Annotated in this window: 21 protein-coding genes and 1 other RNA gene; 11 read left to right on the forward strand and 11 right to left on the reverse strand. The window is 71.3% G+C overall.

Features of this window, described 5'->3' with window-relative positions:
• The first annotated feature begins 160 nt into the window (after nucleotides 1-160).
• The 3 genes from AB0J24_RS14375 (at nucleotide 161) to secD (ending at nucleotide 4,528) form a co-directional block, all read left to right on the forward strand.
• Entirely contained in the window at nucleotides 161-1,657 is a 1,497-nt protein-coding gene (locus AB0J24_RS14375) for an amidase family protein (protein WP_358680677.1), read from the forward strand.
• Nucleotides 1,658-1,722: 65 nt separating this feature from the next.
• Nucleotides 1,723-2,097 (forward strand): hypothetical protein, encoded by a 375-nt coding sequence (locus tag AB0J24_RS14380; RefSeq protein ID WP_358680680.1) that lies wholly within the window; start codon nucleotides 1,723-1,725, stop codon nucleotides 2,095-2,097.
• Nucleotides 2,098-2,224: 127 nt separating this feature from the next.
• Nucleotides 2,225-4,528 carry a protein translocase subunit SecD gene (secD, locus tag AB0J24_RS14385; protein ID WP_358680683.1) on the forward strand — a complete coding sequence of 768 codons (2,304 nt, stop codon included), beginning with the start codon at nucleotides 2,225-2,227 and terminating at the stop codon, nucleotides 4,526-4,528.
• 44 nt (nucleotides 4,529-4,572) lie between these two features.
• Here the strand turns inward: secD and AB0J24_RS14390 are convergent, their stop codons facing one another.
• On the reverse strand, nucleotides 4,573-5,049 hold the full coding sequence (locus AB0J24_RS14390; protein ID WP_358680686.1) for a hypothetical protein: 477 nt from the start codon (nucleotides 5,047-5,049) through the stop codon (nucleotides 4,573-4,575).
• 103 nt (nucleotides 5,050-5,152) lie between these two features.
• Between AB0J24_RS14390 and AB0J24_RS14395 the strand changes: the two genes are divergently transcribed.
• Nucleotides 5,153-5,560, forward strand: a complete 408-nt coding sequence (locus AB0J24_RS14395; protein WP_358680688.1) for a VOC family protein — start codon at nucleotides 5,153-5,155, stop codon at nucleotides 5,558-5,560.
• Here the strand turns inward: AB0J24_RS14395 and AB0J24_RS14400 are convergent, their stop codons facing one another.
• Nucleotides 5,561-6,238, reverse strand: a complete 678-nt coding sequence (locus AB0J24_RS14400) for a hypothetical protein (RefSeq protein ID WP_358680691.1) — start codon at nucleotides 6,236-6,238, stop codon at nucleotides 5,561-5,563.
• A 423-nt stretch (nucleotides 6,239-6,661) separates the two neighbouring features.
• Between AB0J24_RS14400 and AB0J24_RS14405 the strand changes: the two genes are divergently transcribed.
• Nucleotides 6,662-7,537 (forward strand): alpha/beta fold hydrolase, encoded by an 876-nt coding sequence (locus AB0J24_RS14405; protein WP_358680694.1) that lies wholly within the window; start codon nucleotides 6,662-6,664, stop codon nucleotides 7,535-7,537.
• A 170-nt stretch (nucleotides 7,538-7,707) separates the two neighbouring features.
• Entirely contained in the window at nucleotides 7,708-8,709 is a 1,002-nt protein-coding gene (locus AB0J24_RS14410) for a helix-turn-helix domain-containing protein (RefSeq protein ID WP_358680697.1), read from the forward strand.
• 184 nt (nucleotides 8,710-8,893) lie between these two features.
• Here the strand turns inward: AB0J24_RS14410 and AB0J24_RS14415 are convergent, their stop codons facing one another.
• The 5 genes from AB0J24_RS14415 to AB0J24_RS14435 all read right to left on the reverse strand — a co-directional run bounded on the left by AB0J24_RS14415 (nucleotide 8,894) and on the right by AB0J24_RS14435 (nucleotide 14,737).
• The gene (locus tag AB0J24_RS14415) at nucleotides 8,894-9,268 is read right to left on the reverse strand and encodes a hypothetical protein (protein WP_358680700.1); all 375 of its coding nucleotides are present in this window, start codon (nucleotides 9,266-9,268) and stop codon (nucleotides 8,894-8,896) included.
• The gene (locus tag AB0J24_RS14420) at nucleotides 9,268-10,869 is read right to left on the reverse strand and encodes a GMC family oxidoreductase (protein WP_358680703.1); all 1,602 of its coding nucleotides are present in this window, start codon (nucleotides 10,867-10,869) and stop codon (nucleotides 9,268-9,270) included. The genes AB0J24_RS14415 and AB0J24_RS14420 overlap by 1 nt, the downstream gene beginning before the upstream one ends.
• A gap of 18 nt (nucleotides 10,870-10,887) precedes the next feature.
• Nucleotides 10,888-12,447 carry an aldehyde dehydrogenase family protein gene (locus AB0J24_RS14425; protein WP_358680706.1) on the reverse strand — a complete coding sequence of 520 codons (1,560 nt, stop codon included), beginning with the start codon at nucleotides 12,445-12,447 and terminating at the stop codon, nucleotides 10,888-10,890.
• A gap of 107 nt (nucleotides 12,448-12,554) precedes the next feature.
• A complete protein-coding gene (locus AB0J24_RS14430) occupies nucleotides 12,555-13,919 on the reverse strand; it encodes an MFS transporter (RefSeq protein ID WP_358680709.1) in 1,365 nt (454 codons plus the stop codon).
• 71 nt (nucleotides 13,920-13,990) lie between these two features.
• Nucleotides 13,991-14,737, reverse strand: a complete 747-nt coding sequence (locus AB0J24_RS14435) for a helix-turn-helix domain-containing protein (RefSeq protein WP_358680712.1) — start codon at nucleotides 14,735-14,737, stop codon at nucleotides 13,991-13,993.
• A 122-nt stretch (nucleotides 14,738-14,859) separates the two neighbouring features.
• Between AB0J24_RS14435 and AB0J24_RS14440 the strand changes: the two genes are divergently transcribed.
• From AB0J24_RS14440 to AB0J24_RS14460, 5 genes are all read left to right on the forward strand, one after another.
• Nucleotides 14,860-15,780: a DUF6282 family protein gene (locus AB0J24_RS14440; protein ID WP_358680714.1), complete on the forward strand. Its 921-nt coding sequence runs from the start codon at nucleotides 14,860-14,862 to the stop codon at nucleotides 15,778-15,780.
• A 114-nt stretch (nucleotides 15,781-15,894) separates the two neighbouring features.
• Nucleotides 15,895-16,860, forward strand: a complete 966-nt coding sequence (locus AB0J24_RS14445; protein WP_358680717.1) for a fumarylacetoacetate hydrolase family protein — start codon at nucleotides 15,895-15,897, stop codon at nucleotides 16,858-16,860.
• A complete protein-coding gene (locus tag AB0J24_RS14450) occupies nucleotides 16,857-18,077 on the forward strand; it encodes a hypothetical protein (RefSeq protein ID WP_358680719.1) in 1,221 nt (406 codons plus the stop codon). The genes AB0J24_RS14445 and AB0J24_RS14450 overlap by 4 nt, the downstream gene beginning before the upstream one ends.
• A 133-nt stretch (nucleotides 18,078-18,210) precedes the next feature.
• Complete coding sequence (locus tag AB0J24_RS14455) at nucleotides 18,211-19,428, forward strand: CoA transferase (protein ID WP_358680722.1); 1,218 nt, start codon at nucleotides 18,211-18,213, stop codon at nucleotides 19,426-19,428.
• On the forward strand, nucleotides 19,425-20,906 hold the full coding sequence (locus AB0J24_RS14460; RefSeq protein WP_358680725.1) for a carboxyl transferase domain-containing protein: 1,482 nt from the start codon (nucleotides 19,425-19,427) through the stop codon (nucleotides 20,904-20,906). Before AB0J24_RS14455 ends, AB0J24_RS14460 begins: the two co-directional genes overlap by 4 nt.
• Before the next feature lie 157 nt (nucleotides 20,907-21,063).
• Here AB0J24_RS14460 and rnpB read toward each other — a convergent pair.
• The 4 genes from rnpB to AB0J24_RS14480 all read right to left on the reverse strand — a co-directional run bounded on the left by rnpB (nucleotide 21,064) and on the right by AB0J24_RS14480 (nucleotide 26,046).
• Nucleotides 21,064-21,472: RNase P RNA component class A (gene rnpB / locus AB0J24_RS14465), an RNA gene on the reverse strand.
• 55 nt (nucleotides 21,473-21,527) lie between these two features.
• Nucleotides 21,528-22,202, reverse strand: coding sequence for a response regulator transcription factor (locus AB0J24_RS14470; protein WP_358680728.1), 675 nt, complete (start codon nucleotides 22,200-22,202; stop codon nucleotides 21,528-21,530).
• Nucleotides 22,199-24,178 carry a histidine kinase gene (locus tag AB0J24_RS14475; protein WP_358680730.1) on the reverse strand — a complete coding sequence of 660 codons (1,980 nt, stop codon included), beginning with the start codon at nucleotides 24,176-24,178 and terminating at the stop codon, nucleotides 22,199-22,201. The genes AB0J24_RS14470 and AB0J24_RS14475 overlap by 4 nt, the downstream gene beginning before the upstream one ends.
• A 425-nt stretch (nucleotides 24,179-24,603) precedes the next feature.
• Nucleotides 24,604-26,046, reverse strand: coding sequence for a protein adenylyltransferase SelO (locus tag AB0J24_RS14480; protein WP_358680733.1), 1,443 nt, complete (start codon nucleotides 26,044-26,046; stop codon nucleotides 24,604-24,606).
• Nucleotides 26,047-26,048: the final 2 nt, after the last annotated feature.

The raw sequence follows: 26,048 nt of genomic DNA on the forward strand, positions 1-26,048 counted from the left end.
CCGGGGCCCGCGGCCATGATCGTTACCCGCCGGGTCCGAGCGGGCGCCGGAGCGACCGGAACGGTCGTGTCGTGCGCCGCCCCGGGCCTCGGACATGGTGACCTGAGGCGCGGGCCGCCCGCCGGCGCGACGGCGACGCAGCGGCGGAACGGGAGCAACCGTGGACCTGGACCTGATGGATCTGGCCGACATCGAGGCCGCGATGGCCTCCGGCCGGTTGACCTCGGCCCGGCTGACCAGCTTCTGCACCGAGCGGATCACCGCGCTCGATCCGCAGCTCGGCGCGGTCGTCGCCGTCGACCCGACGGCGACGGCGACGGCGGCCGAGAGCGACCGCCGCCGGGCCACCGGGGCTCCCCCGCGACTGCTCGAGGGCATCCCCGTGCTGGTGAAGGACAGCATCTCGACCGGGCCGCAGCTGCCGACCACGGCCGGGTCCACCGCGCTCGCCGGGTCGAGGCCACCGGAGGCGGTGATCGCCACCCGCTTGCGTGCGGCCGGTGCGGTGCTGCTCGGAAAGACCAACCTGTCCGAGTGGTCGAACTTCCGTTCCGGCAGGTCGAGCAGCGGTTGGAGTGCGGTCGGCGGGCTGACCCGCAACCCGCACTCCCCGGAGCGGACGGCCTGCGGGTCGAGCGCCGGCTCGGCCGTCGCGGTGGCCGCGGCGCTCGCCCCGGTCGCGATCGGGACCGAGACCGACGGTTCGACCGTCTGCCCCGCCGCGACGAACGGCGTCGTCGGCATGAAGCCGACACTGGGCGTCGTCTCCCGGACCGGCATCGTGCCCGTCTCGGCGGAGCAGGACACCGCCGGACCGCTGGCCCGGTCGGTCGCCGACGCCGCACGGGTGCTCGCCGCGATCAGCGGCCCAGACCCCGCCGACCCGGTGACGGCCGACGCACCCGCGCGTCCCGTGCCGGCGCGACCGGCGCCACGCGACCTCGCCGGCGCGCGCCTCGGGGTGCTCCGGGTCGCCGAGGGAGCCAGCCCGGAGACCGACGCCGCCTTCGCCGCCACCCTGGATACGCTGCGGGCCCGCGGTGTCGTGTTCGTCGAGGTCGAGCTGCCCGGCGCCGCGCAGGCCGCCGAGGCGGAACTGACCGCGCTGCTCACCGAGTTCGCCCGCGACATCGACGCCTACCTGAGCTCGCCCGAGGTGACCGGTCCCGGCTCGCTGGCCGAGCTCGTCGAGTACAACCGCCGGCACGCCGCGGTGGAGATGCCGTACTGGGGGCAGGAGCTGTTCGAGGCGGCCCTGGCCACCGGTGGCGACACCACCTGCGCCGGCTACCGGGCGGCCCGCGACGCCGCCACCTCGTTGAACCGGCGCGATCTCGACGCCGCACTCACCGGGCACCGCCTGGACGCCGTGATCGCACCCACGAACAGCCCCGCCTGGCGGATCGAGCTGGGCGCGGGCGACGACTTCGTGCTGGGCAGCTCCAGTGCGGCGGCCGTCGCCGGTCACCCGAACATCACCGTGCCCGCGGCGGGTGCACCGCAGGACGACGGCGGCACCCTGCCACTGGGGGTCTCGCTGATCGGACCGCGCTGGGCCGACGGGGAACTGCTCGCGCTCGCGGCGGCCGTCGAGGCCGCGCTGCCGGGGCGCATCGTGCCGCCCCTGCCGCCCGCGGTGCTGCCCGCCGACGGCTGACCGGGCGGACGCCGGTACCGTCGGGGCGGAACCGCCGTACGCCACCCGAACCGGACGGACCGCTCGTGAGCCCGACCCGCACACCCGCGCGACGCCTCGGCGCCGTGCTGCTGCTGTCGCTGTTCGCGGTCCTCGCCCCGGTCGCTGGCCCCGCCGTGGCCGAAGCGGTGGCGGTGCCGACGACGCTGCACGGCGAGTTCGCGCCGAGCGCGTCGGCGCCCCAGTCGGCGCTCCCCGGACGGGCCACGCCGGGCGGCCCCGGCCCGGTGCCCGACGACACCACCGGGCACGGCCACCCCGGCCCCGCACTCGACGCGCTGGTGCTCGCACCACCGGAGATCGCGGCTCCCACCGGGGCCCCCGCCGACCGGGGCCCCACGGTCGGACCGGACCCCGGGCACCGGGCCCCGGTCGCTCCCCGGGGTCCGCCCGCGGCCTGATCCGCAGCCCCCGCCCGGCTCCCGTGCGACTCCGTCCGGCACGTGCCGTCCGGGCCGGCCACCGGCGCGGATCGTCACCCGCCGCCCTCCGCCCCGTCCCACACCGGACGCTCCCCCGAGGAACCTCGTGCAGCAACGACCCCTGCTCTGGCGCTCGCTGATCGCGCTCGCCGTACTCGCCCTCTCCTCCGTCGTCGTGCTGACCACGGCCCCCACCCTGGGCCTGGACCTACGCGGCGGAACCCAGATCGTGCTGGAGACCCGCGACACCGAGGAGGTGGCCGCCGACGCCGAGGCCACCGACCGGGTGCTCGAGGTGCTGCGCGGCCGGATCGACGGCCTCGGTGTCGCCGAGCCGACGCTGGCCCGCTCCGGTGAGAACCGGATCATCGTCGAACTCCCCGGCCTCACCGACCCCGCCGAGGCAGCCGAGACCCTCGGCCGGACCGCCCAGCTGACCATGCACCCCGTGCTCGGCGTCGGGGCGCCCGGTGCGGACCAGGCCGTCACCGACGAGGAGGGACAGCCGCTGCAGCTCGGCCCGCCCGCGCTCGCCGGGGAGCTGATCGGCTCGGCCATGTCGGCGCCGAACCCGCAGGGGGTCGGTCACGTCGTCGACGTCCGCTTCGAAGGTGAGGGCCCGGCGCGGTGGCAGGCGCTCACCGGGCAGGCGGCGTGCAACCCGCCCGGCGACCCGCAGCGGCGGGTCGCCATCGTGCTGGACGACCAGGTGATCTCCTCGCCGCAGGTGCACGAGTCGATCCAGTGCAACATCGGCATGGTCGGCGGCCAGACACAGATCAGCGGCAACTTCTCCCCGGAGCAGGCCTCCGAGCTCGCGGTGCTCATCGAGGGCGGCGCGCTGCCGGTGCCGGTCGAGATCATCGAGCAGCGGACCGTCGGCCCGACGCTCGGCGCGGACGCCATCGAGGCCAGTGCACTGGCCGCGATCATCGGTTCGGCGCTCGCCGCGGTGTTCCTGCTCGTCGTGTACCGCCTGGTCGGCCTGGTCGCCGTCGTCGCGCTCGGCGGGTACGCACTGATCGCCTATGCGGTGCAGACCGGGCTCGGTGCGACGCTGACCCTGCCCGGGCTGGCCGCGTTCGTGCTCGCCGTCGGCATGGCGGTGGACGCCAACGTGCTCATCGCCGAACGGTCGCGCGAGGAGTACGCGATCAAGCCACGCCTGGAACGCGCCTCGGAGAACGGCTACCGGTACTCGCTCTCCGCGGTCGGTGACGTCGCCGTCACCTCGCTGCTGGCGGCGGTGCTGCTGTTCGGTCTGGCCTCCGGGCCGGTCCGCGGTTTCGGCGTCACACTGGTCATCGGCGTCGTGGTGTCGCTGTTCTCGGCGCTGGTGCTGTCCCGGCTGCTGACCCTGGCGGTGCTGAAGATCCCGGCGGTGCGCCGCCGGCCGAAGATCACCGGCATCGCGGCCATCGGCCCGGTCCGCCGGAAGCTGGAGGCCCGCGATCCCGGGTTCCTGCGCAACCCGGGCAGGTACCTCGCAGTCGCAGGCGCCGTGCTGGTCGTCGCCGTCAGCGGGTTGTTCCTGCGTGGTCTCGAGCTCGGTGTCGAGTTCACCGGTGGCCGGCTGGTCGAGTTCACGACGACGAACGACATCACCGCCGAGCAGGCCCGGGACGCCGTCACCGCGGCCGGGTTCCCGAACCTGACCGTGACCGAGACCGGTGACGGGGCGATCGGCCTACGGGCGGGCGAGCTCGACGACGCAGGCGTGGCGGCGCTGCGCGAGGCCGTGGGGGCCGCCGGTGGCGGGGCCGAGGTGCTGCGCGACGAGATGATCGGCCCGAGCCTCGGCGCCGAGCTGGCCCGCGGCGGCCTCATCGCACTCGGGGTGGCGCTCGCCGCACAGTTCGTCTACCTGGCCTACCGGTTCCGGTGGACGCTGGGTGCCGGTGCGGTCGCCGCACTGTTCACCAACGTGATGGTGGTCGTGGGCGTGTTCGCCTGGACCGGCCGGACCGCCGACGGTGTCTTCCTGGCCGCGCTCCTCACCGTGATCGGTTACTCGGTCAACGACACCGTCGTCGTGTTCGACCGGGTGCGCGAGCACTGGGCCCAGCGCGCGAAGGAGCCCTTCCACCAGGTCGTCGGATCCGCGGTGTTGTCGACGCTGCCCCGGACCGTCAACACCGGCATCTCCACCCTGACCATCCTGGTGATGCTGCTGGTGCTCGGCGGGGCGACACTCGCGGACTTCGCGCTGGCACTGATCGTCGGCATCGTGGTCGGCACGATCTCGACGATCGTGGTCGCCGGCCCGGTGTCGATCCTGCTCCAGCGCCGCCACGGCGGGCTGCCGCCGCGGGTGGAGAAGTCGAAGCAACCGGTCGGCAAGGCCGGGCGGCGGAACCCGTCGCGGGCCGACCGGGCCCGCACCCGCAACTCCGACGGCGCCGTCGTGTGACGCGGCGCGGGGGTTGCGCCCGGGCCGGGCGTGGTCCCCGCGCCTCACCCCGGCACCGAGCGGTCGCCGCGGGCCAGCCGCTCGCCGCAGCGCTCGATGCCGGACCGGATCATCGTGCCGTAACCGTCTCCCGGCAGCGCCTCGACCCGGTCGGCCGCCTGCTGCAGGTGCCACCGCGCGGGCTCGTCGTTACCGAGTCTGCGGTGCACGTCGGCCAGGTTCAGGTGCAGCGAGGGGTAGAACCCGGCGATCCGCAGCGCCGGGTCCAGCTCGCGGGTCCGCTCGTCGGTGACCTCCTCGGCCGCGGCGAGCGCCCGCTCGTCCCAGCGCAGCTCCTCGTGCGCGTCGCCGGCGACGTCGGCCGCATAGTGCGCCAGGACGCAGCGGTGCAGCGGATCACCTCCCGCCCCGATGCGTTCCCACAGCGCGGTCAGCCGGTCGCGCGCACCCACCCGGTCGCCCGCCCGGCCCACCTCCACCGCGGCGGCGATCTCGGCCATCGTGGGGTCGCTCCCGGTCATCACGCGCTCCTCGTCGTCGGGGTGCGCCGATGATGGGGCACGGCACCGACAGTTCCGTGGTCCAGGACAGCCGCTGACCGGGACCCACGGCACGATCGGTGCGGTGAAGCTGCAGATCTCGCTCGACGCCACCGACCCGCACGCGCTGGCCCGGTTCTGGGCGGCCGCGCTCGGCTACCAGGTCGAGGACCACACCGAGGTCGTCGACGCCCTGCTGGCCGCCGGGCGGATCGCCGAGGACGAGATCGTCGTCGACGGCGACCGCCGCGCGTTCCGGGACGTCGCCGCCTGCCACGGGCCCGGCCCGAGGATCTTCCTCGCCCGCGTCCCGGAACCGAAGACCGCCAAGAACCGGATGCACCTGGATCTGCAGGTCGGCCCGGACGCGGCGGCCGAGGAGGTGGCGCGCCTGGTCGCGCTCGGTGCCGAGGTGCTGTGGACGACGTCGGACCGCGGCCCGGTCACGACGACGCTGCGTGATCCCGAGGGGAACGAGTTCTGCGTGTCCTGATCAACCGGGCTCCAGGTCGTAGGTCCGGTTCCCGATCTGGATCAGGTCGACCGCGGCCACCAGTCCGGCGTTCGCGCCGCCCTGATTGACCCCGGCCGCGAACACCGAGATCCCCGGGTGGGCGTCGACGATCGCGTCGAGCGTCCGCCGCTCCCCGCCGTCGACGCAGGCACGGTAGGCGTCGGCACCACCGATCTGCTGCATCGTGCAGAAGGTGCCGGCGCCCACGTCGTACCGGGTCCACGTGCCGGCCGGGGCCGGCTGCGGGACGAAGGTGAGCAGGTGCAGGTCGCCCGGTTCCAACTCCCCGCCGTCGATGTCGACGGCGATCTGGAACGACGGCATCGCGTCCGTCGGCGAGCCAGGGTCCCGCAGCGCCCAGTAGCTGCTCGACCGGAACCTCTCCAGTGGCCCGGCGACCTCACCGGTCACGAACTGGACCTTGTCGTCCTTGCCGGGGGTGCGCAGCTCCAGCGCACCGCTGCCACCGTCCGGCGGCGCTCCGTGCCGGGCGGTGAACTCGCGGCTCCCCGCCCCGCGGTCGAACGTCCCGGCGAACTGGTTCGCCGACGACGGGGTGACCACGACCGTGCCGGACGGACCGAACGGGTCGAACGCCAGCGCCGGCTGCCACCCCCCGGCAGCCACCAGGACAGCGGCCGCGACCGCCGTCGCCATCAGGCCGTTCCGTCGTCCTCGACGCATGGGTCCCCCCTCGACTCGCGTGCTCGGCACAACGAGCGGAGGGCCGAGGGGTTACCGGTGGTCCGGTCCGGGGGTTTCCCCTCGGGCGGTGACGACCGCGCCAGGGCACGGCGACGGACGCGCCGGCCGGTCGCGGCCGTCCGGCGGACCCGGTAGTGACCGGACGCCGTCGGCGCACGCTCAGCACAGAACCGTGCTGGGTGGGAGCACCCGCAGCGTTCCGGCTGTGGCGGAATCGTCACGCCGGCCCGACGGGGGCCACCCGGGTGCCCGCAGGGCATCACCGGGAGCACGAGTACCAGCTGCCCCCGACCTGTTCACGTTCCTCGGGACCTACTGATCCGTCTGATCCGTCAGCACTCGAGACTCCGCCCGACCACAGCAAGGAGGCAGCACATGGCCACCGACCGACCTGCACCCGACACGATCGTCCTGATCCACGGGTTCTGGGCGACACCCCGTTCCTGGGAGAACTGGGTCAGTCACTACGAGACCCGGGGCTTCCGGGTGCTCGCTCCCGCGTACCCGGGCTTCGACGTCGAGGTAGCGGCACTGAACGCCGACCCGTCCCCGGTCGAAGGGCTCACCGCACCGGTGATCATCGAGCACCTGGAGGAGGTGGTGCGCGGGCTCCCGTCGCCACCGATCCTCATCGGGCACTCCGCCGGTGGCGCCTTCACGCAGCTCCTGCTCGACCGCGGTCTCGGCGCCGCCGGTGTCGCGCTGAACTCGGCACCGACCGAGGGGGTGCCGGTGGTCCCGCTGTCCCAGGTGCGGGCGACCTTCCCCGTGTTGAGGAATCCCGCGAACCGGCACCGTGCCGTCGCCTACGACTTCGACCGCTGGAATTACGCGTTCACCAACACCTTCCCGGAGGAGGAGGCTCGCCGGCTCTACGAGCGCTACGCCGTCCCGGTGTCCGGGCAGATCATCTTCGAGAGTGCGCTTGCCAATCTGACCCCGGGGAAGCAGAGCACCTGGGTCGACTACCGCAACGAGAACCGGGCGCCGCTGCTGCTCGTGGCGGGCGGCAAGGACCACATCATGCCGCCGAAGGTGCAGTGGTCGAACGCGGCGCACTACCGGGGTACGACGACGGTCACCGAGGTCGTCGAGTTCGGCAGCATGCCGCACCTGCTCCCGGCTGCACCGGGCTGGCAGGAAGTGGCCGACTACGTCCTGGCCTGGGCACTGCGCCAGGCGACCGATCCGGCGCCGGTCGTCGAATGCCCGCCGGTCCCCGAGGAACCGGCGGAACCGGCCCGCATGTGACCGGACCGTGGCTCGCGCACGTCGGCGGCCCCACCCTCCTGATCGAGGTCGGAGGGTGGTGGACACGGGCCACCACCCTCATCAGGGTCTTAAGGACCTTGATTTCCTGGTCGTGAAACGACACTCTGTTTCACTCCGGAAACGGTCGTGGCGACCGCACTCAGGAGGGCATGGTGCTCATTCTCGACACCGATTCGGTCACCCCCGGCGAGCGTGCGGAGGCCCTGCAGAATGCGGCGAGCCAGAACTGCTCGACCAGCGCGGCCACATTCATCGATCCTGATGATGTGCAGGGCCGGGTACACATGTACGACTTCGGCCTGTCGACAGTCCTGAACATCGAGGCCTCCGGCACGACACTACGGCGGACTCCCCGGATGTCCCGGGCGATGAACGAGTGCTCCATCGCGCTCGCGCTCCCGGTCCGGGCCACCAACACCATGTCCTGGCAGCGGGAGTACCGCGCGTTCGGCCCCCGGGACCTGATCCTGGTGGACCTGTCCTCGCCCTACGTCTACACCTGGCCCGACCACGGCGCGTCCTACGCTCTGCACGTCGACTTCGAGACCCTCGGTCTGCCCATGGAGATGATCCGCACCGCGGCCGCCCGTCTGCACACCAGCCCCATCTACGACCTGGTCCGCGAACACGTCGCGCGGATCACGACGAACGCCAGGGCCCTGGAGGGCACCGCTGCAGCCGGGCACCTCGGGGCGGCCACGGTGGAGCTGATGCATGCGCTCGTCATCTCGGCGGCGCAGGACGAGGGCGGCACCGACGAGGCACTGCACGCCACGACTGCGACCCGGGTGCAGAGCTACGTCCGGCTCCATCTTCGGGATCCCGAGCTGTCCCCCGCCCGGATCGCCGCGGCGAACGGCCTGTCCGTGCGCGCCCTGTTCCAGATCTACGCCTCGCTCGGGACGAGCCTCGAACAGTCCATCATCGACCAGCGGCTGCTCGGCGCGCGATCCGATCTGCGGTCCGCGGCCCGACGGCACCACGCCGTCGCGACGATCGCGATGTCGTGGGGGTTCACCAATCCCAGCCACTTCTCCCGACGGTTCCGGGAGGCGTTCGGATGCACGCCCCGCGACTGTCGGCGAGGAACCGTTGCGGATTCCGGTCCTCCTGCACCCGGATCGACCGCGCATTCATCGGGACGCAGCTGAGCGGGAACCGTCGACACCGGGCTCAGGGGGGCATCGCTCGCCCAGCACGAACCGGCAGGCCGAGGACCCATGGAGCGGACGAGTCGGTCGGTAAGCCGGTCTCCGCGCCACGTGCCCCCCTGACCAGCGTGGGATTCCGTCCGGGAGCACGTCCGACGATGTCCGGCGCAGGGGCCGGACGCGGTCAGGGAGTCGGCACGTACAACGGTCCGCGGGCGATCACGGAGGAGAGCCGCTGGCGAAGCTCCGCGGTGCTGTGTTCGTCGAGCGGCGCGGTCCGTCGCTGTCCCGCGCTGTATCCCAGTGCCCCGTCGACCCGAGGGTTGGTGTAGTAGGCCGCGGCAACGACGAACACCAGCTCGGCGGGGATGCCGTCGTGTGACGAGATGTCGTCAGCTGCCAGCTGTCGGGCAACTGTGGTTTCTAGGTCGGGACGGAGTTCGAGGACCCGTTCGACGTCCCGTCCGAACTCGTCGTCCTCGATTTCTGGCATGCTCGGGGAGTCCGGGATCAGCTTCCGTCGGAGGAGGTTGGCGACGCGTACCTGGCTCGTGTCCATCAGTTTGGCTCCAACGTCTTGAGCAGATGATCGGCGGCCTTGAAGGCGAGCGCAGTGACGGTCAGTGCCGGGTTCACTGCACCTCCGGTGGTGAACGCGCTGGCGTCACAGATGTAGAGCCCTGCGACATCGTGTGTTTCACCTTTGGAATTGACCACGGATTTGGTTGGGTCGGAGCCCATCCGGGCGGTGCCCATCAGGTGCCATCCGGCGGCGCGGGCGGGTGAGTACGAGCGCACCTCGACGGCCCCGGCGGCGCGCAGCGATTCTTCGGCGCGTTCGACATTGAACTCGAGAATGCGCATCGAGTTCTCCGGGATTCGATAGGTGACTTTTACGCCGGGCAGTCCTGCGGCGTCGGTCCGCTCGGACAGGGTCACAGTGTTGTCGTCGTCGGGCAGGTCGTCAGTGAAGATCCCCCAGAGGGCGCCGCGACTGAACCGGCCTCCGAAGTCCGCTCGGTGTTCCGGACCCCACACCCCACCGGTGACCGCGGTCTGGACCGGCCCACCCGTCGAGCACAGCGCCCAGTGCGCACCGCGGACGAATCCGCGTGTCTTGTCCGTTTCGTACCACTGCTGGCAGGTGATTGCGTTTTCGTAGTTCGTCTGCTGGCTGTCCATGTTCTCGGCGAAGTAGCCGGTGACGACCGCGAACGGATGCATCATCAGGCCTTTTCCCACCAAGCCGCTGGAGTTGGCGAGGCCTGCGGGAGCTTCCGGGGTTGCTGACATGAGCAGCAACCGGGGAGTGCCGAGGCCGCCGGCCGCGAGCACGACACGGCGAGCGCGGACCGGACGCAGCGTGCCACCGCGATCGAGGTACTCGACGCCGCTGACCTCACCGTTCTGCGCAACGACACGGGTGATCCGAATCCCCGTGCGTAGCTGGACCCCCCCGCTCAGCGATCTCTGCCACGAGACGTACCCCGCTTGCTTGGCCTGCCGTTCGGGACAACTGTTCGGGCACGTCGCGTGCACGTGACAGTTGTGGATGCCGTCGAACGCCCGTCCGTGCAGGGCGCTGGACCCGGGCCACCAGTGCCAACCCAGTTCGTCGTGGGCGGCCGCGACTCGCGCACCGATGGTCCGCACAGGCAACGGCGGCTCCGGAAAGCCGACGCGCCGGGGTGGATAGGAGGGATTCCCGTCAAGTCCGGCGACCCGGAGCAGAGATTCGGCCTGCTCGTAGTAGGGCTCGAGTTCTTCGTAGGTGATCGGCCAGTCCTCGGCAACCCCGTCGAGGGTACGGACCGCGAAATCCGAGGGATGCAACCGTGGTGCGGCGCCCGCCCACATCGCCACGCTACCGCCGACACCGTTCCACGTGAGAGGAGTCATGTCCGACTCGGTGCTGTCAATGGGGTAGTCGGCCGGTGCTCGACGAACCTCGGAGACGGGGGACAAGTCTGCCGTGCCGAGGATCTCGTGATCCTGCACGCTGCGTTCCCGCAGGGTCTGGTCGATCCAGCCGCCTTGCTCCAGACACAGGACGTTCAGGCCTCGACCGGCCACCGCGGCGGCCATTGCGGTCCCGGCGGCCCCGGCACCGACGATGATGATGTCGACGTTCTCCTCCGCCGGAGCATGGGTGTCACTCATGTTCAAGGCCTCTCTGCCTCAGACTGCAGTGTTGATCCAGACGCTCTTCCCACGTGTGAACAGCTGGACGGATGCGCTGCCGAGTTCTCGGCCGATACCACTGGACTTGAAGCCGCCGATCGGGGCGGCGGGGTCGAACATGTTGTAGGTGTTCACCCACACGGTCCCGGATTCGAGTTCAGCCGCCACGCGATGCGCCCGCGACAGATTGTTGGTCCAGATCCCGTTGGCCAGACCGAAAGTGGTGTCGTTCGCGCGGGTGACGACGTCGTGTTCGTCATCGAAGTCGGCGACAGCCAGCACCGGCCCGAAGATCTCCTCACGCCAGAGTGCGACCCCGGGGTCGTCGACACCGAAGATGATCGGGGTGACGAAGAATCCGCCTCGCAGGTCCGCGTCCAGGTCCAGCTTGCGTTCGTGCAGGACCGGCAGTCCGGCCTCTCGGGCCTGGTCGATGTACTGCTGTACTCGCGACTGCTGGTTGGCGTCGACCAGCGGACCGACGGTGGTCTTCGGGTCCAGGGCATGCCCGATCACGAACCCGGCCATGCCCTGGCCGAGACGGTCGATCACCGTGTCTCGGATCTCGCGGTGAAGGAACAGTCGGGAGCCGGCCGTGCAGACCTGCCCCTGGGCGAAGAATATGCCGCCGAGGGCGCCGGCGACGGCGGCGTCCACCGGTGCATCGTCGAAAATGATGTTCGCAGACTTTCCGCCCAGCTCCAGCGAGACCTGCTTGATCGCATTGGCGGCTTCACGCCCGACGAGCCGACCGGTGTCGACCGAGCCCGTGAAGGCGATCTTCTCCACCCCTGGATGCGCGACCAGCGCGGCACCGGTGGCACCTTGACCGGGCACGACGTTGAGCAGGCCGGCCGGAACTCCGGCATCTGCGAACAACCGCGCCAGCAGCAGGGTCGACAGCGACGCCTGTTCGGCCGGTTTGAGGACCACCGTGTTACCGAAGGCCAGCGGGGCCGCGATCCGGTACGCCGCGAAGACCAACGGGAAGTTCCAGGGGATGATCCCGCCCACGACCCCGAGAGGTTCGCGCCGGCTGTAATGGAAGATGGCCGGATCCGAGAGTCCGGTGGTCGTGCCCTCCTCCTTACCCGCCCACCCAGCGAAGTAGTGGAAGTGCGCGATCACCAGAGGCAGGTCCGCCGCGCGGATCTCCCACAACGGGCGGCCGGTGTCCAGCGCTTCGGCCACGGCGAGCAGTTCCTGGTTCTGCTCGATCACATCAGCCATCTGCCTCAGCACCGCCCCACGCGAGGCACCTGACTGCCGCTTATAGGTGGCGAACGCCTGTGCGGCGGCATCGACCGCCTGGTCGACGACGGCAGCATCACAGTCGGAAACGCTGCCCAGCAGCGCACCGGTTGAGGGGTCGAGCAGGTCGAACGTCGCTGAGGCGCTCACCACCTCACCGTCGATCACCGCGCCCACAGGGCCCTCGTCGAGAAGATGCAGGATGCGTTCGACCGCACCCCGGTCGGGGCCGCCGGGCAGGCCGGCGATGGAGAACAGGAGTTTCCTTGCCGCTGTCGGATCGACGCCGTCGAGCTGGGTAGCCATTGAGACTCCTTCGTCAAGGGATTCTGTCGAGCACCACGGTTCAGTCCGATCCGACCGGCCGAGGGTCTGGTTCCGGCCGGCCGCAACACCGCGGCTCCCGCGGTTGGTCAGGCCTCCTGCGAACCAACTGATGGCACCTGGGCCGGTTGGTCGTCGGTGGGGAAGTCGACATCCTTGGTCTCGGGGCCTAGCGCGGCGCCGAGTGCCGTCAGCGCTCCGCCGAGGACCATCAGTGCCGCGGGGGTGTACTCACTGGGCATCACTGTGCTCAGACCCAGCTGGTAGAAGGCGTAGAAGGCTGGGATGACGATCGAGAGCGAGTATCCGAGGCCGTACGCCGACGCGCGCACACCGGTCTGGAACCTCTCGTTGATGTAGGACGGGACGATACCGAAGGCGATGCCCACGGTGACTGCGCAGATGGTCGACAGCACGATCAGAAGGACGATCCCGGTGACCATTCCGCTGGCAATGACACCGACCGAGAGTGCGGCCAGCGATGCCACGCTGACTCCGCCGCCGATCAGGGTTGTCCGCCGTCCCCAGCGCTGGCTAAGACTGCCCGCCATCATGTAGCCGCCGACAGTGATCAGGTTGGCGACCACGAGCACGGCCGTGAGCTGGCTTGCCGACAGACCTGCTTGGCTGGCGAGAAGAGTCGGCATCACCGCGTTCAGCATGTTCGCGGCGAGCCAGACACCGGTCATCATGACGAACACCTGTAGGAAACTCCGCCCGGAACTTCCGCGGAACAACTCCCGCCACGGGGCCTTCACGACGTCGTCACCCTGCTGGGCGGCTTCGAAGACCTCCGACTCGTGGACGCTGCGGTTGTACCAGATGGCGAAGGCAATCGCCATTGCCGCTCCGATGAAGAACAGGACCCGCCAGCCCCACTGGACATACGGGGAGTTGATCGCCCCCGCCGGAACGATCTGGAGGGTGACGAACACGAGGGCTGCAAGCGTGCAGTAGGCGGCAGGGAAGGCCGAACCGATGAGACCTCCGACCCGACCGCGGTCCTGCTTGCGGGACTGCTCGATCGCCAGTGGGGTGGCGGCGGTGTACTCGCCGCCGAGGAAGAAGCCGTCGATCCCCCGCAGCAGGATGAGCAGTACGATCGCCGCGATCCCGATCTGCTCGATCCCCGGTAGGAGTCCGATCGCCAACGTGCAGGCGCCGAATCCCCATGCGGATATCACGGCGATCCGCTGTCGCCCGATCGTGTCCGAGAAATGCCCGAGTACCAAGGCTCCCAGCGGTCGCCCGATCAGCGTGGCGGCGAAGGTGAACGCTGCGACCAGCCCTGCTTCAGTGGGGGTCAGCCCCTGAGTGAAGTAGATCATTGCGGGTGCCAGGGCGAGCACGGGAAGGTAGATGTCGAAAGCGTCGACGTAGAATCCGAGCCACGCGCCCTTGATCGCTGTGCGGCGGCGGTCCTCGCGCGAAGAGGGCAGGGTTGAACCTGACATCGTTGTCCTGACTGACGAAGGTGCGGTTGAGAATCTCGGTCCGGGAGATGACGGTGGTGGCGGGACGGGGTCTACGCACTCGCCCCGCGGGATCGTGGGGGGGCGTATCCGAGTCGGGTGCTGATCGACGAGGCGGCCCGCAGGAGCGCGTGGGCCGTTCGTGAGGTCGGACTGGGATTGACCGCGGCCTCGGTGCCGACCAGGGCGAGGGTCATGGCGACCGTGCCCGCTCGGTCGAGAACAGGAGCGGCGAGAGCCCGTACCCCTTCGTCGACCCGCCCGCCGATGGCGATACCGAGCCGCTTGGTCTGGATCAGGGCCTCCTCCACGTCGATGCGGTCCGAGTGGGGAAGCAGGGCCGTCACCCGCTCCGCCGTCGCCGGGTCCCCGTAGGCCAGGAAGGCGAGGGTCTGAGCCGAGGTGACCGGGAGGCGTGTTCCGGCCCGGACGTTGATGTGGGTCGGGTTGGGTGGGTTGTGCACCTGGACGACGACCGGGCTCACGTCGTTCCACACGCTCCGCACCGCGGTCAGGCCGGTCTCGACGGCGAGGGACTCCATGACCTGCCCCAGCCCCGAGAAGTCCATGCTCACGTCGAGCGCGATCGGAGCCAGTCGCGTCAGCAGGGGTCCCAGTCCGAACCCGCCGTTCGCGGTGCGGTCGAGAAGGCCGGCGTTGGCCATGGAGTTGAGGTAGCGGTGCAGCGTGGACCGCTGCACCCCGAGGTCCTGAGCGAGCGGACCGAGTCGCAGCTCGTGTACGTCGTCGCTGAACGCCTCCAGGATCTCCGCGACCCGCTGCACGACTTGAATGTCCACGCCGACCTCCTCGTTGGTGGAACGGCGGTCATTCTGTGGAGCATATTCGCCCGCTGTCAAGGTCTCAGCGGCTAGGAGCGTCCTCCTGTGCAGAACATGTTCCGTCTGATAGAACTTGGGTAGTGTCCAACGAAGGGAAACTCATGGAGCAGCGCAGCTCTGCGCCGGCCGAGGTCGATGGCATCCTCCACGGCGCGGTCGACCTGCACGTCCACCCGGCGCCCTCGCCGTTCCCCCGGCGTCTCACTCTGCGTGACGCCGCGGTCCAAGCGGCGGAAGCCGGATTCCTGGCGATCGTGGTCAAGTCCCACCACCACTCGATGGTCACCGACGTGATCGCCGTGGACCAGGCGGTGGGTGGGCTCCCACTGCCGGTCTACTCCGGCATCCCGCTCAACAGCACCGTCGGTGGCCTCAACGTGCACGCTGTCGAGATGACACTCGCCCTCGGGGGCAAGGCGGTATGGTTCCCGACGATCTCTGCGACGAAGCACATGTGCCTGCACGAGGAACTCAACTTCCCCGATCCTGCCATCACCATGCGCGACCCGGAGGCGGTGCCCGTCCTGGACGAGGACGGGAAGCTCCTCCCGGCCGCGCGGGAGATCATCGACCTGATCCGCGCGCACGACGCGATCCTGATGGCCGGGCACTCGGACGCCTCGACGGTCGACGCTCTCATCGACGGTGCACTGGCCGCCGGTGTGGAGCGCATCGTCGTCAACCACCCGAACTTCGTGGTCGGCGCCGATCTCGAGATCTGCCGCTCCTGGGCGAGACGCGGAGTGACACTGGAGCACTCCCTCTGCATGTACGACGAGCGTTCGCACCTGAGCCAGGCGTCACTGGACGAACTGCTCGCCTACATCGACATCGCCGGTCCCGAGCACACCATCTTCGGCTCCGACCTCGGACAAGCCGGCAATCCGTTCCCTGTCGAGTCCTACCGGCTCATCCTGGGGCTGCTGCTCGAGCGCGGTATCGCCGCCGACGACCTGCACACCATGTGCGCTGTGAACGGTGCTCGGCTGCTCGGAGCCTGACCACCGGACTGCCACGGACCGGAGCCCGTCGCACGAGAGGACTCGGAAGCCATGAAACTCGCGACCGTCGTGGGTGGAACCGGACCAGTCGTGGTCCTGCAGCAGGACGACGACGTGCTGGTCGACGTCGGTTCGTTGTTGGAGCACGGTGGAGCCCCCGCCGAGCACGTCACCGCCGCCCGACGAGGTGATCTCGTCCACGTGATCGAGCACTGGCCGCGCCTCGGCGCTCTTGTGGAGCGCGCGGCGCGCCTCGATCCCGTCGTCGCGCAGTTCCCGGTCGTGGACCCCGTTGGGTGGCTCCCCCCAGTCCGGCCGTCCAAGATCGCCTGCGTTGCGTTGAACAACCGGGCGATGGATGCAGATCGCATCAGCGCCCCGGACCACCCGGCGTTCTTCCTGAAGAGTCCCGCTTCGCTGATCGGTCACGGTGAAGCGATCGTGCTCCGTCCCGACTATGGACTGGTGCACCCGGAACCGGAACTGGCGGTGGTGATCGGGCGGCGAGTGAAGGACGCTGACAACGCCACCGCTCGGGCCGCCATCTTCGGGGTCACCATCCTCAACGACGTCACCTCCGTCGGCATGCGCGTGGAGGACCACTTCCACTTCCGCTTCGCCATGCCGGACGACGGCGCTGAGGGTGGGTTCCGCGTCGTGGAGCACCACACGACCTATGCCGGTCGATACAAGAGCGCCGACACGTTCGGGCCTCTGGGTCCCGTCGTGGCGACCGTGGGCGACCGACTCGATCCCGATGATCTCGCCATCAGCTGCACGGTCGACGGAGAGACCGTGCAGGACGACCGGACCAGCAGCTACCGCTACCGGGCCGCGGACGCGGTGGCGTTCATCTCCCGCTACCAGACGTTGCTACCCGGCGACGTGGTCTCACTGGGTACGGCGATCGGAAGCCGGAACGACCGGAACCGCCCCCTGTCGTCGGTGGACCTCCGTCGAGGCCCCGGCCGCGTCGCGGTGACCATCGAGGGGATCGGGACCCTGGTCAGTTCCGTGGAGCTCGAGGGCTTCGACACCGTGCCGGCTCCGCCCGCCGAGCAATCCACCCCGAGACGATGATCGGTGAGAGCACGACCGAAGCCTGGGACGACCGCACCTTCGAGGTGTCCCGGTTCCACACCCGCGGACGGATGCACACCGATGGGGCCGGCGCTCGCATAGTCGACCAGATCTATGTGGAGCGAATCCGGCCCACCGCACGCGAGCCGTTGCCCCGGATAGTCTGCGTGCACGGGACGGATCAGACCGGGCTGTGCTTCCTGCGGACAGCCGATGGTCGCCCCGGTTGGGCCTACGACTTCGCACAACTGGGTTGGGAGGTCTACGTCGTCGACCAGGTCGCCCGCGGCCGGTCGGTGTACGACCCGGCGGTCCACGGTCCGCTGACGCGGCTCCCCCTCGGTGAGGTGGAGGCTCTGTTCACCGGAGCAGCAGCCCACCACCGTTTCCCCCGTGCGGGGTCCCACGCCCGCTGGCCCGGCGGCCCCGGGGTGTCCGGCAATCCTGCTTTCGACGCGTTCGCCACATCCCAGGTCGCCTCACTGGCCGATGTGGCCCTCGCCGAGGAGCTCAACACCCGCGCGCTCACCGAACTCTTCGACAGCATCGGCGGCGCGGTACTGCTCACCCACTCCCAGGCGAGTGTGTTCGGGTTCCAGCTCTGCGACCACGAACCCGACCTGGTGCACAAACACATCACCATCGAACCCAACGGCCCTCCGTTCCACGACATCGAACCGATCCCGTCCGCGCGGGTGGACGACGCAGGTGATCGGGCTGCTCCACCTGGACGCCCGTGGGGCATCACCCGCCTTCCCCTGACCTACGAGCCGGCCACCCGATCACCGGACGAGCTGCGGTCGACGCGGCTGCCCGGAGGGGCGGGTCTGCGAAACGGCGGCTGGCTGCAACAGGAACCGGCCAGGACCCTGCCCCGCCTGGCCCGAACCCCGCAGGTCGTGGTGAGCGCCGACGCCTCCTTCCGATCGGACATCGACGGTTGGACCCACCGGTTCCTCGTCCAGGCAGGAGTACCCGCCGTTCACCTGCGCCTGTCCGACCACGGGTTCAGCGGGAACGGCCACATGATGATGCAGGAGGAGAACAGCGTGGCGATAGCCCGCCTGTTGTCGGAGTGGGCACGCCGGGACGCCCCGAGCTCGATCCTGGACTCCACAGCGCCGGGGAATCCCGGGACCGTCGAAGGGTGGGGCCCGACAGCACCGCCCCGCGCCCGTGCATCCGCCGCCGACCGGAGCACAGCTGGGCAGCTATAGCAACTGAGCGCCAGAGTTCAGCTACGTCGACGACATCACCAGAAGATCTCCGGCACAGCGTGCTGATGGCGCTCTCCGGTTCCTCGTCACCGGGCCGCGATCGTGGTTCCGGTGCTCCATAGAAAGGCGATCCATGCCCACCGACGGACCGCTGCACGGCACCCTCGTGGTCGACCTCTCCCGGGCCCTCGCCGGTCCGCACGCCACGATGATGCTGGGCGACCTGGGCGCCCGCGTGATCAAGGTCGAGGCCCCCCAGCGCGGCGACGACACCCGTGGTTGGGGGCCACCCTTCGTCGAGCCGGACGGTGCGGACCCCGAGTCCACCTACTTCCTCTCGGCCAACCGCAACAAGCAGTCGATCACGCTCGATCTCAAGGACGACGCCGACAAGCACACCCTGCTCGAGCTCGTCGCCCGCGCCGACGTGGTCGTGGAGAACTTCCGCACCGGAGTGCTGGATCGCCTCGGCCTGGGATTCGACGTGCTGCACGCCCGCAACCCTGGCCTGGTGATCCTCTCCATCACCGGGTTCGGACACGACGGTCCAGAAGGTGGCCGCGCCGGCTACGACCAGATCGTCCAAGGTGAGGCCGGGTTGATGTCGCTCACCGGCGCCGGGCCCGATGATCCGCAGAAGGTCGGCACTCCGATCGCCGACCTGCTCGCCGGCATGTACGGCGCCTACGGGGTGCTCGCCGCCCTGCGTGAGCGTGACCGCACGGGCTCCGGTCACGTGGTGCGCACGTCGCTGCTGGCCGCGGTCGTCGGCGTGCACGGGTTCCAGTCCACCCGCTGGACCGTGGCGGGGCAGGTAGGGCGCGCCCAGGGCAACCACCACGCCTCCATCGCGCCCTACGGCCTGTTCCGCTGTGCCGACGGTTCGGTACAGATCGCCGTGGGCAGCGAGGGGCTGTGGCACCGGTTCTGCGCCGGGTTCGGCCTCGACCCCGCCACCCCGGGTCTGGAGACCAACGGTCAGCGCGTCGCCGCCCGCGCCCGCACCATCGAGCTCGTGGAGCAGATCTTCAGCAGCTGGAAGGCGGCGGACCTGCTGGACCGTCTGGCCGAGATCGGGGTGCCCGCGGGCACGGTGCGCAGCATCGACGAGGTGTACGGGTGGGAGCAGACCCGCAGTCAGGGTCTGCTCGTCGACGTCGAACACGCCACCCTGGGCCCACTGCAGCTCGCCGGGCCGCCGTTGCGCTTCTTCGACACGTCCGGGCAGGAGGTCACCCGCACCCGCCACACCGCACCGCCGGTGCTCGACGGGGACGGCGACGCCATCCGAAACTGGCTCGCGACCGGCACACCGGAGTCGGCGTCCACCCCCGGAGAGCAGAGCCGATGAGCGCCGCCCGCCCCGCCCCGCCGCAGGCCGTCGAGTTGCTCGACGAACTCCTGGACCCGGGGTCGTTCACCCGGTGGGACACGCCCGCGCTGCACCCCGAACCGGTCTCCGCCGAGTATCGACAGTCGCTGAAGGCCGCCACGGCGGCATCCGGCGCCGACGAATCGATCACCACCGGCGATGGCCGCATACGTGGCCAGCAGGTGGCCGTCGCGGTCAGCGACTTCGGCTTCCTCGGAGGGTCGGTCGGCGTCGCAGCGGCCCGGCGCCTGGTCGCAGCCGTCGAACGCGCCACCCGGATGCAGCTGCCCCTGATCCTGTCACCCGCCTCCGGGGGAACCCGCATGCAGGAGGGCACGCCCGCGTTCGTGGAGATGATCGCCGTCGCCCGCGCCGTCCAGGCCCATCGTCGCGCCGGTCTCCTGGCCGTCACCTACCTGCGCCACCCCACGACGGGGGGAGCGTTCGCCTCCTGGGGATCCCTCGGTTCGATCACGCTCGCCGAACCCGGAGCCCTCGTCGGTTTCCTGGGGCCCAAGATCTACCGGGAACTGCACGGGCACCCGTTCCCCCGGAATGTCCAGACCGCAGAAAACCTGTATGCCCGCGGTGTGGTCGATCTCGTCCTCGCTCGCCAGGAACTGCGCCAGCTGCTCGGGCGGCTGTTGGAGCACGTCGCCGCGGTGAAGCACGTGGACCTCGTCACCAGTGGCGCCCGGCCGCCGGACATCGAGACGGAAGTCGACGCGTGGGCAGCAGTGCTCGCCACCCGGCGGTCCGACCGGCCGGGCCTGCGGGAGCTGCTGGACCGGGCGGCCGCCAACGTCGTCGAGCTGAGCGGCACCGGTGAGGGCGAGGTAGCGGCGGCCACCGTGCTGTGCCTGGCCCGGTTCGGGCGACGGTCCTGCGTCCTCGTCGGCCAGGACCGCGCCGCGGCTCAGCGGGCACCCGGGCCGGCCGACCTGCGCGTCGCCCGCCGCGGCATGCGGCTCGCGGAGGAACTGCGGCTGCCGCTGGTCACCGTGATCGACACATCCGGCGGTGAGCTGAGTCCTGAGGCCGAGAACGGTGCGCTCGCCGGGGAGATCGCCCGATGTCTCGCCCAGACGTCCGAGATGACCGCGCCCACCGTGTCCGTGCTCCTCGGACAAGGTTGCGGCGGTGTCGCGCTCGCCCTGCTCCCCGCCGATCGCCGGATCGCTGCTCGGAACGCCTGGCTCGCACCCCTGCCGTTGGAAGGAGCGAGCACCATCGTGCACGGCACCCCGGACCGGTCCGCCGCGATGGCCAGGGCATTGCGGATCCGCAGCACCGACCTTCTCGAGGCCGGCACGATCGACCGCGTGGTCGACGAAGACCCCGACGCCGCCGACCAGCCCGGGGCATTCCTGGACAGGCTCGGCGACGCGATCGAAGAGGAGCTCACCGCCGCCCTCATCGTCGGGCGGTCCCGTCAGCGGGATATCGACGGACTGTAAGTACCCCGGCTCCGGCACAGAACGGTGGTGGGCAGGGTGGTGGCGCGCCCGCGGCGGGTCGCGAACGGAGGAGACGGCGCGGGCGGTACGGCTGTGCCCCGGTGTGCCCTCAGGACGCCCACCGAGCGGGAGGAGCCCGGGCTCAGGGGCCCGAGGGCGGACGAGTCGGTCTGTAAGCCGGATCCTGTTCCCGGGCACCTCACGGTGCTCCGTTCGGCGACCATCCATCTCGGCCTGCCGTCACCGACAGGCTCCAGCGGTCCACCCGCAGGCTCGGGCGGGCAGCCCTCGAACGCCTGCGCAGCCGCTCCGTCACAGGTGACGGAGCGGCCTCTCGACCTTGCTCCGGGTGGGGTTTACCGAGCCACCCCGGTCACCCGGGGTGCTGGTGGTCTCTTACACCACCGTTTCACCCTTACCTCCGGGCGGACCCGGAGGCGGTCTGTTCTCTGTGGCACTGTCCCGCGGGTCGCCCCGGGTTGCCGTTGACAACCACCCTGCCCTGTGGAGTCCGGACTTTCCTCGACGGGATCCGGAGATCCCGTCGCGGCCGCCCGACCGACTCGTCCGCACCGCCAGTGTAGTCACCCGACCGCGACACCCCGCGGGGGGCCGGGGCGGTCAGGCGTGCCGCTGGTCGTCCAGCCCCGCCCGGCGTGCCCGCAGGACCGCCTCGGCGCGGTCGGCGGCGTGCAGCTTCCCGATCACGTTCGACACATAGTTGCGCACGGTCTTCGGCCGCAGCCCCAGCTGCCTGCCGATCGCCGCGTTCCCCGCCCCCGAGGCGAGCAACCGGAGGATCTCGATCTCCCGCTCGGTCAGCTCCGGGAACGCCGCCCGGCCGGCACCGGACCGGTCCAGTCCCGCCAGCAGGCGCGCCGCGACCTGCGGGCCGAACACCGAGTCGCCCGCCGCGACCGCCCGGACCGCGGCCACGATCCGGGCCGGATCGGCATCCTTGAGCAGGTAGCCCCGAGCACCCGCCCGGACGGCCGCGGTCACCGCGTCGGCCGAGAGCATCGTCAGGACGAGCGGGGCCGAGCGCGGCGCGACCCCGGCGAGCAGCCGGATCAGCTCGAGACCGTCGGTGCCGGGCAGGTTCAGGTCGACCAGGACGACATCGGGTGCGGTGCGTCCGACCAGGTCGAGTGCCTCCTGGGCACTACCCGCCTCGCCCACGACGACGAGGTCCGGCTCGGCCTCCAGCCGGGTGCGCAGACCGAGGCGGAACGTCGGGTGGTCGTCCACGACGAGCACGTCGATCCGCTCCGCGGGGCCGGACGCCGTCGGGCTCATCGCGGGATCCTCGCCTCGACCCGGGTCCCGGGGCCGTCGGTGCCGGGCCCGATCGTGAGGACGCCGCCCAGTTCGGTCGCGCGCTCGCGCATCGTCGTCCCGCCCAGGCCCCCGCGCCCCCGCGCGGCGGGCCCCGGCCCCCGGCCGTCGTCCTCGACGACGAGCACCACCACCTCCGCTCCGACCGCGAGGTCCACCCGGGCGCGGCGGGCACCCGCGTGCCGGACCACGTTCGCGAGGGCCTCCTGGGCGATCCGCCACAGCGCGACCTCGGCGGCGGCGTCGAGCGCCCCGGCACCCGGGTCCGCCCGCACCGTCACGGCGAGCCCGGCCGCGGACAGCCGTTCCGCCTCGGCCCCCAGTGCGACGCCCAGGCCGCCCTGGTCGAGTGCGGCCGGGCGCAGGTCCTGCGCGACCCGGCGGACCTCGCTGATCGCGGCCCTGGCCTGCTGCTCGAGCTGGGCGAGCAGCTCGGGGCGCTCCCCCGCGACCCGGACGGTGTCCAGGGTCAGCAGCTGGGACGCGAGCAGCGGGCCGATGCCGTCGTGCAGGTCCCGGCGCAACCGGCGCCGCTCGACCTCGCGGGCGCGCGCCGCGTCCGTCCTGGCCCTGCGCAGCATCGCGGCCTCCTCACGGGCACGCAGCACCAGGACGACGAACGGCAGCACCTCGGCCAGCACCCGGCGGTGGTGCCGGTCCAGCCTGCCGCCCACCTCCGGTGCGAGCAGCATCGTGCCGAGCACGGTTCCGTCGGCGTCCACGACGGACTCGCGGTGCACCTGCGACACCGCCCCGCCGCTGGTCCACAGCGGGATGCCCGCCGCGTCGAGAACCTGTACGTGCCGCAGGCCGAGCCCGCCGGCGATGGTCGCAGCGAGATCCGAACCCGGACCCGCCGGCGGGTCACGGGCCACCACGGCCAGCGCCTTCGCCAACCCCTGCCCGCCGAACAGCTTGCGACGCAGACGTTCTCTCGCCGTGTAGGCGGCCAGTCCGACGGTCAGTGCGAGCACCCCGACGGCGGCTCCGGCGAGGACGGGAGCCGCCCGTCCGCTCAACACGGAGCCGGCGAGCGCGACCAGCCCGACGTAGAGCACGGCGAGCACGGCCAGTGCACCGCCGTAGACCACGGTCCGGCGCAGCACGAGATCGACGTCGTAGAGGCGGTACCGGAACAGCGCGACCGCGAGGCCGGCGCCGAGCACGGCGAACGCCGCGTAGTCGACGAGTACCACCACCGGTTGCACCGCGGCCAGCAGACCCGACGCGGCGGCTGCGGTGACCGCCACGGCGTTGAGTGCGAGCAGCAGGAGCACCACCAGCAGGACCTTGGCCTGCTGACGGGCCACCCAGTCCGAGGCGACCCGGAACCGGTGCACCTGGACGGCGGCGAGCAACAGCCAGGTGAGCGGTTCGGCCACCGCCTGCACGGTCCCGACCACGGCGCCACTCGCCGCGACCGCGGGGGTGCCCGCCACCAGCGCCAGCGCGGGCAGCGGCCACCACCGGCGGAAGTGCCCGGGATGCCACCGGCCGTCCGGGAACAACCCCGCGAACACCGGGACCAGCACGGCGACCGCGACCGCGCGGACGGCGTCGGCCCACCACGCGGCGGCCGACCCGGCCGCCAGCGCGGTCGCGAACGGACCGACCGCAGTCAGTGGCAGGAGGACCGCCGTGACGGCGGCGAGCGACCGGGCCGAGCGGCTCCACGGCAGCACCGCGGCGACCGCCAGGAACAGGAGCAGTTCCACCCAGGCGACGACGGCGACCGCCACCGCGTACCCGTGCGGGTCGATCCCGGCGACGGCGAGCGCGCGCACCGCCTGTGGCGAGGGCCGCTCGAACGCCGGGCAGATCTCGTCCGGGCAGGGCCGCGCGACGGTGTCGACGAACGCCGGGGTGCCGGCCGCGGCCCAGCAGAGGACCGCGACCAGGGCGGCGGCCCCGAGCAGCCGTGGCGTGCGGCCTGCCATCGGCGCTCCTCGTGCCGTCGCGACGGATCAGAGTGTGCGCGCCCGGCGGGGCCGCGCCAAGGGGGCACCGAGCACCGCCCCGAGAACGAAGGGGACCAGCGGCGGGAGCACGGCGCAGGCGACCACGGTGAGTGTCCCGAGCACCGCGACGACCGTGCCCGTCCGGCGGGCCGCACCGGACGGGCGCAGCCTGCTCGGCGGCGAGCGAGCCGTCGAGCGTCGTGCGGACCAGGTCCACCACCACCGCCGCGAGGAAGGCGAGCAGCGACGCGATCAGCCAGCGCCCGCCGCGGCGGGCGTCGAGGGCGGCGGGCGGGTCGTCGTGCGACACGGTTGCGGGCACCGGGGCCTCCTGGGGCGTGGTCGGGTCACGACCGTGCCCGTCCCGGAATCCCGGATGCCAGGGACGCGTTGTCCCGGCGGCGTCAGGTCCCGCAGAAGGTGACGAAGGGGGGCGCGTCCGGTCCTGCCGGTTGTGCGAACCGCTCGTAACCGGCCCGCTCCTGGTAAGGCTCGGCGAGCACCTGCAGCATCCACTGGACGGGCTCGAGGTCGTCGTCGACGACGGCCGCGCCGAGCGCCTCCTCGACCAGGTGGTTGCGCGGGATGTACACCGGGTTGACCCGGTCCATCGCGTCCGGGTCCGGGCCGGTCGCCCGCCACGACGCCAGCCAGCCGTCCGCCGCGGACGGGTCGGCGAACAGCTCACGGACCGGCCCGGCGTCCCCGCGGGCGGCGTCGGCGAGCCGCCGGAAGAACAGGGTGTGGTCCGGCTGCTGCTCGGCGAGCAGGGCCGCCAGGTCCTCCAGCAGCGGGGCCGCCGCCAGCCCCGCGGGAAGTCCGAGCTTCGCCCGGTACCCCTCGTCGCGGGCGGCCAGGTAACGGTCCGCGAACCCCTGGAGCACCTCGGTCGCCGACCGGATCGCCGCGTCCGGGTCGTCGTCGATCAGCGGGATCAGTGCCTCCCCGAAACGGGCCAGGTTCCACTGGGCGATCCCTGGCTGGTTCCCGTAGGCATAGCGGCCGCCCTCGTCGATCGAGCTGAACACCGCGCGGGGATCGTGCGCGTCGAGGAACGCGCAGGGCCCGTAGTCGATGGTCTCGCCGCTGATCGTCATGTTGTCGGTGTTCATCACGCCGTGCACGAAACCCAGCTGCATCCACTGCGCGACGAGGCGGGCCTGCACGTCGACGACGCGGGCGAACAGGCCGACGGGCGAGGCGGCGTCCGGGTGGTGGCGGGCGATCGCGTGGTCGGTGAGCCTGCGCAGGACGTCGATCTCACCAGTGGCCGCGGCGAACTGGAAGCTCCCCACCCGCAGGTGGCTCGACGCCGTGCGGGCCAGCACCGCACCCGGCTCGGGGCCGCGGTCGCGCATCACGTGCTCACCGGTCGCGACGACGGCGAGCGACCGGGTGCTCGCGACGCCGAGGGCGTGCATCGCCTCGGAGATCAGGTACTCGCGCAGCATCGGCCCCAACGGGGCCTTCCCGTCGCCACCGCGGGCGAACGGGGTCCGGCCTGAGCCCTTGAGGTGCAGGTCGCGGCGTTCCCCGGACGGCGTGACGAGCTCCCCGACGAGCAACGCGCGGCCGTCGCCGAGGCGGGGCGAGTAGTTGCCGAACTGGTGCCCGGCGTAGGCCTGGGCGACCGTCGTCGCCGACTCCGGCACCGCCGTGCCGGTGAGCAGGCCCAGCCCGGCGGGTTCGCGCAGCGCCGCCGGGTCGAGCCCCAGCTCGCCGGCCAGTGCCTCGTTGAGCAGCACCAGCCGGGGCTCCGGGGCCGGGGCGGCGTTCCACGGCAGGTACATGCCTTCCAGGTCGCGGACGAAGGTGTTCTCGAACGCGATCTCGGTGGCTGCGGTCATGC

The sequence above is a fragment of the Pseudonocardia sp. NPDC049635 genome, from assembly GCF_040659795.1.
Lineage (GTDB): Bacteria > Actinomycetota > Actinomycetes > Mycobacteriales > Pseudonocardiaceae > Pseudonocardia.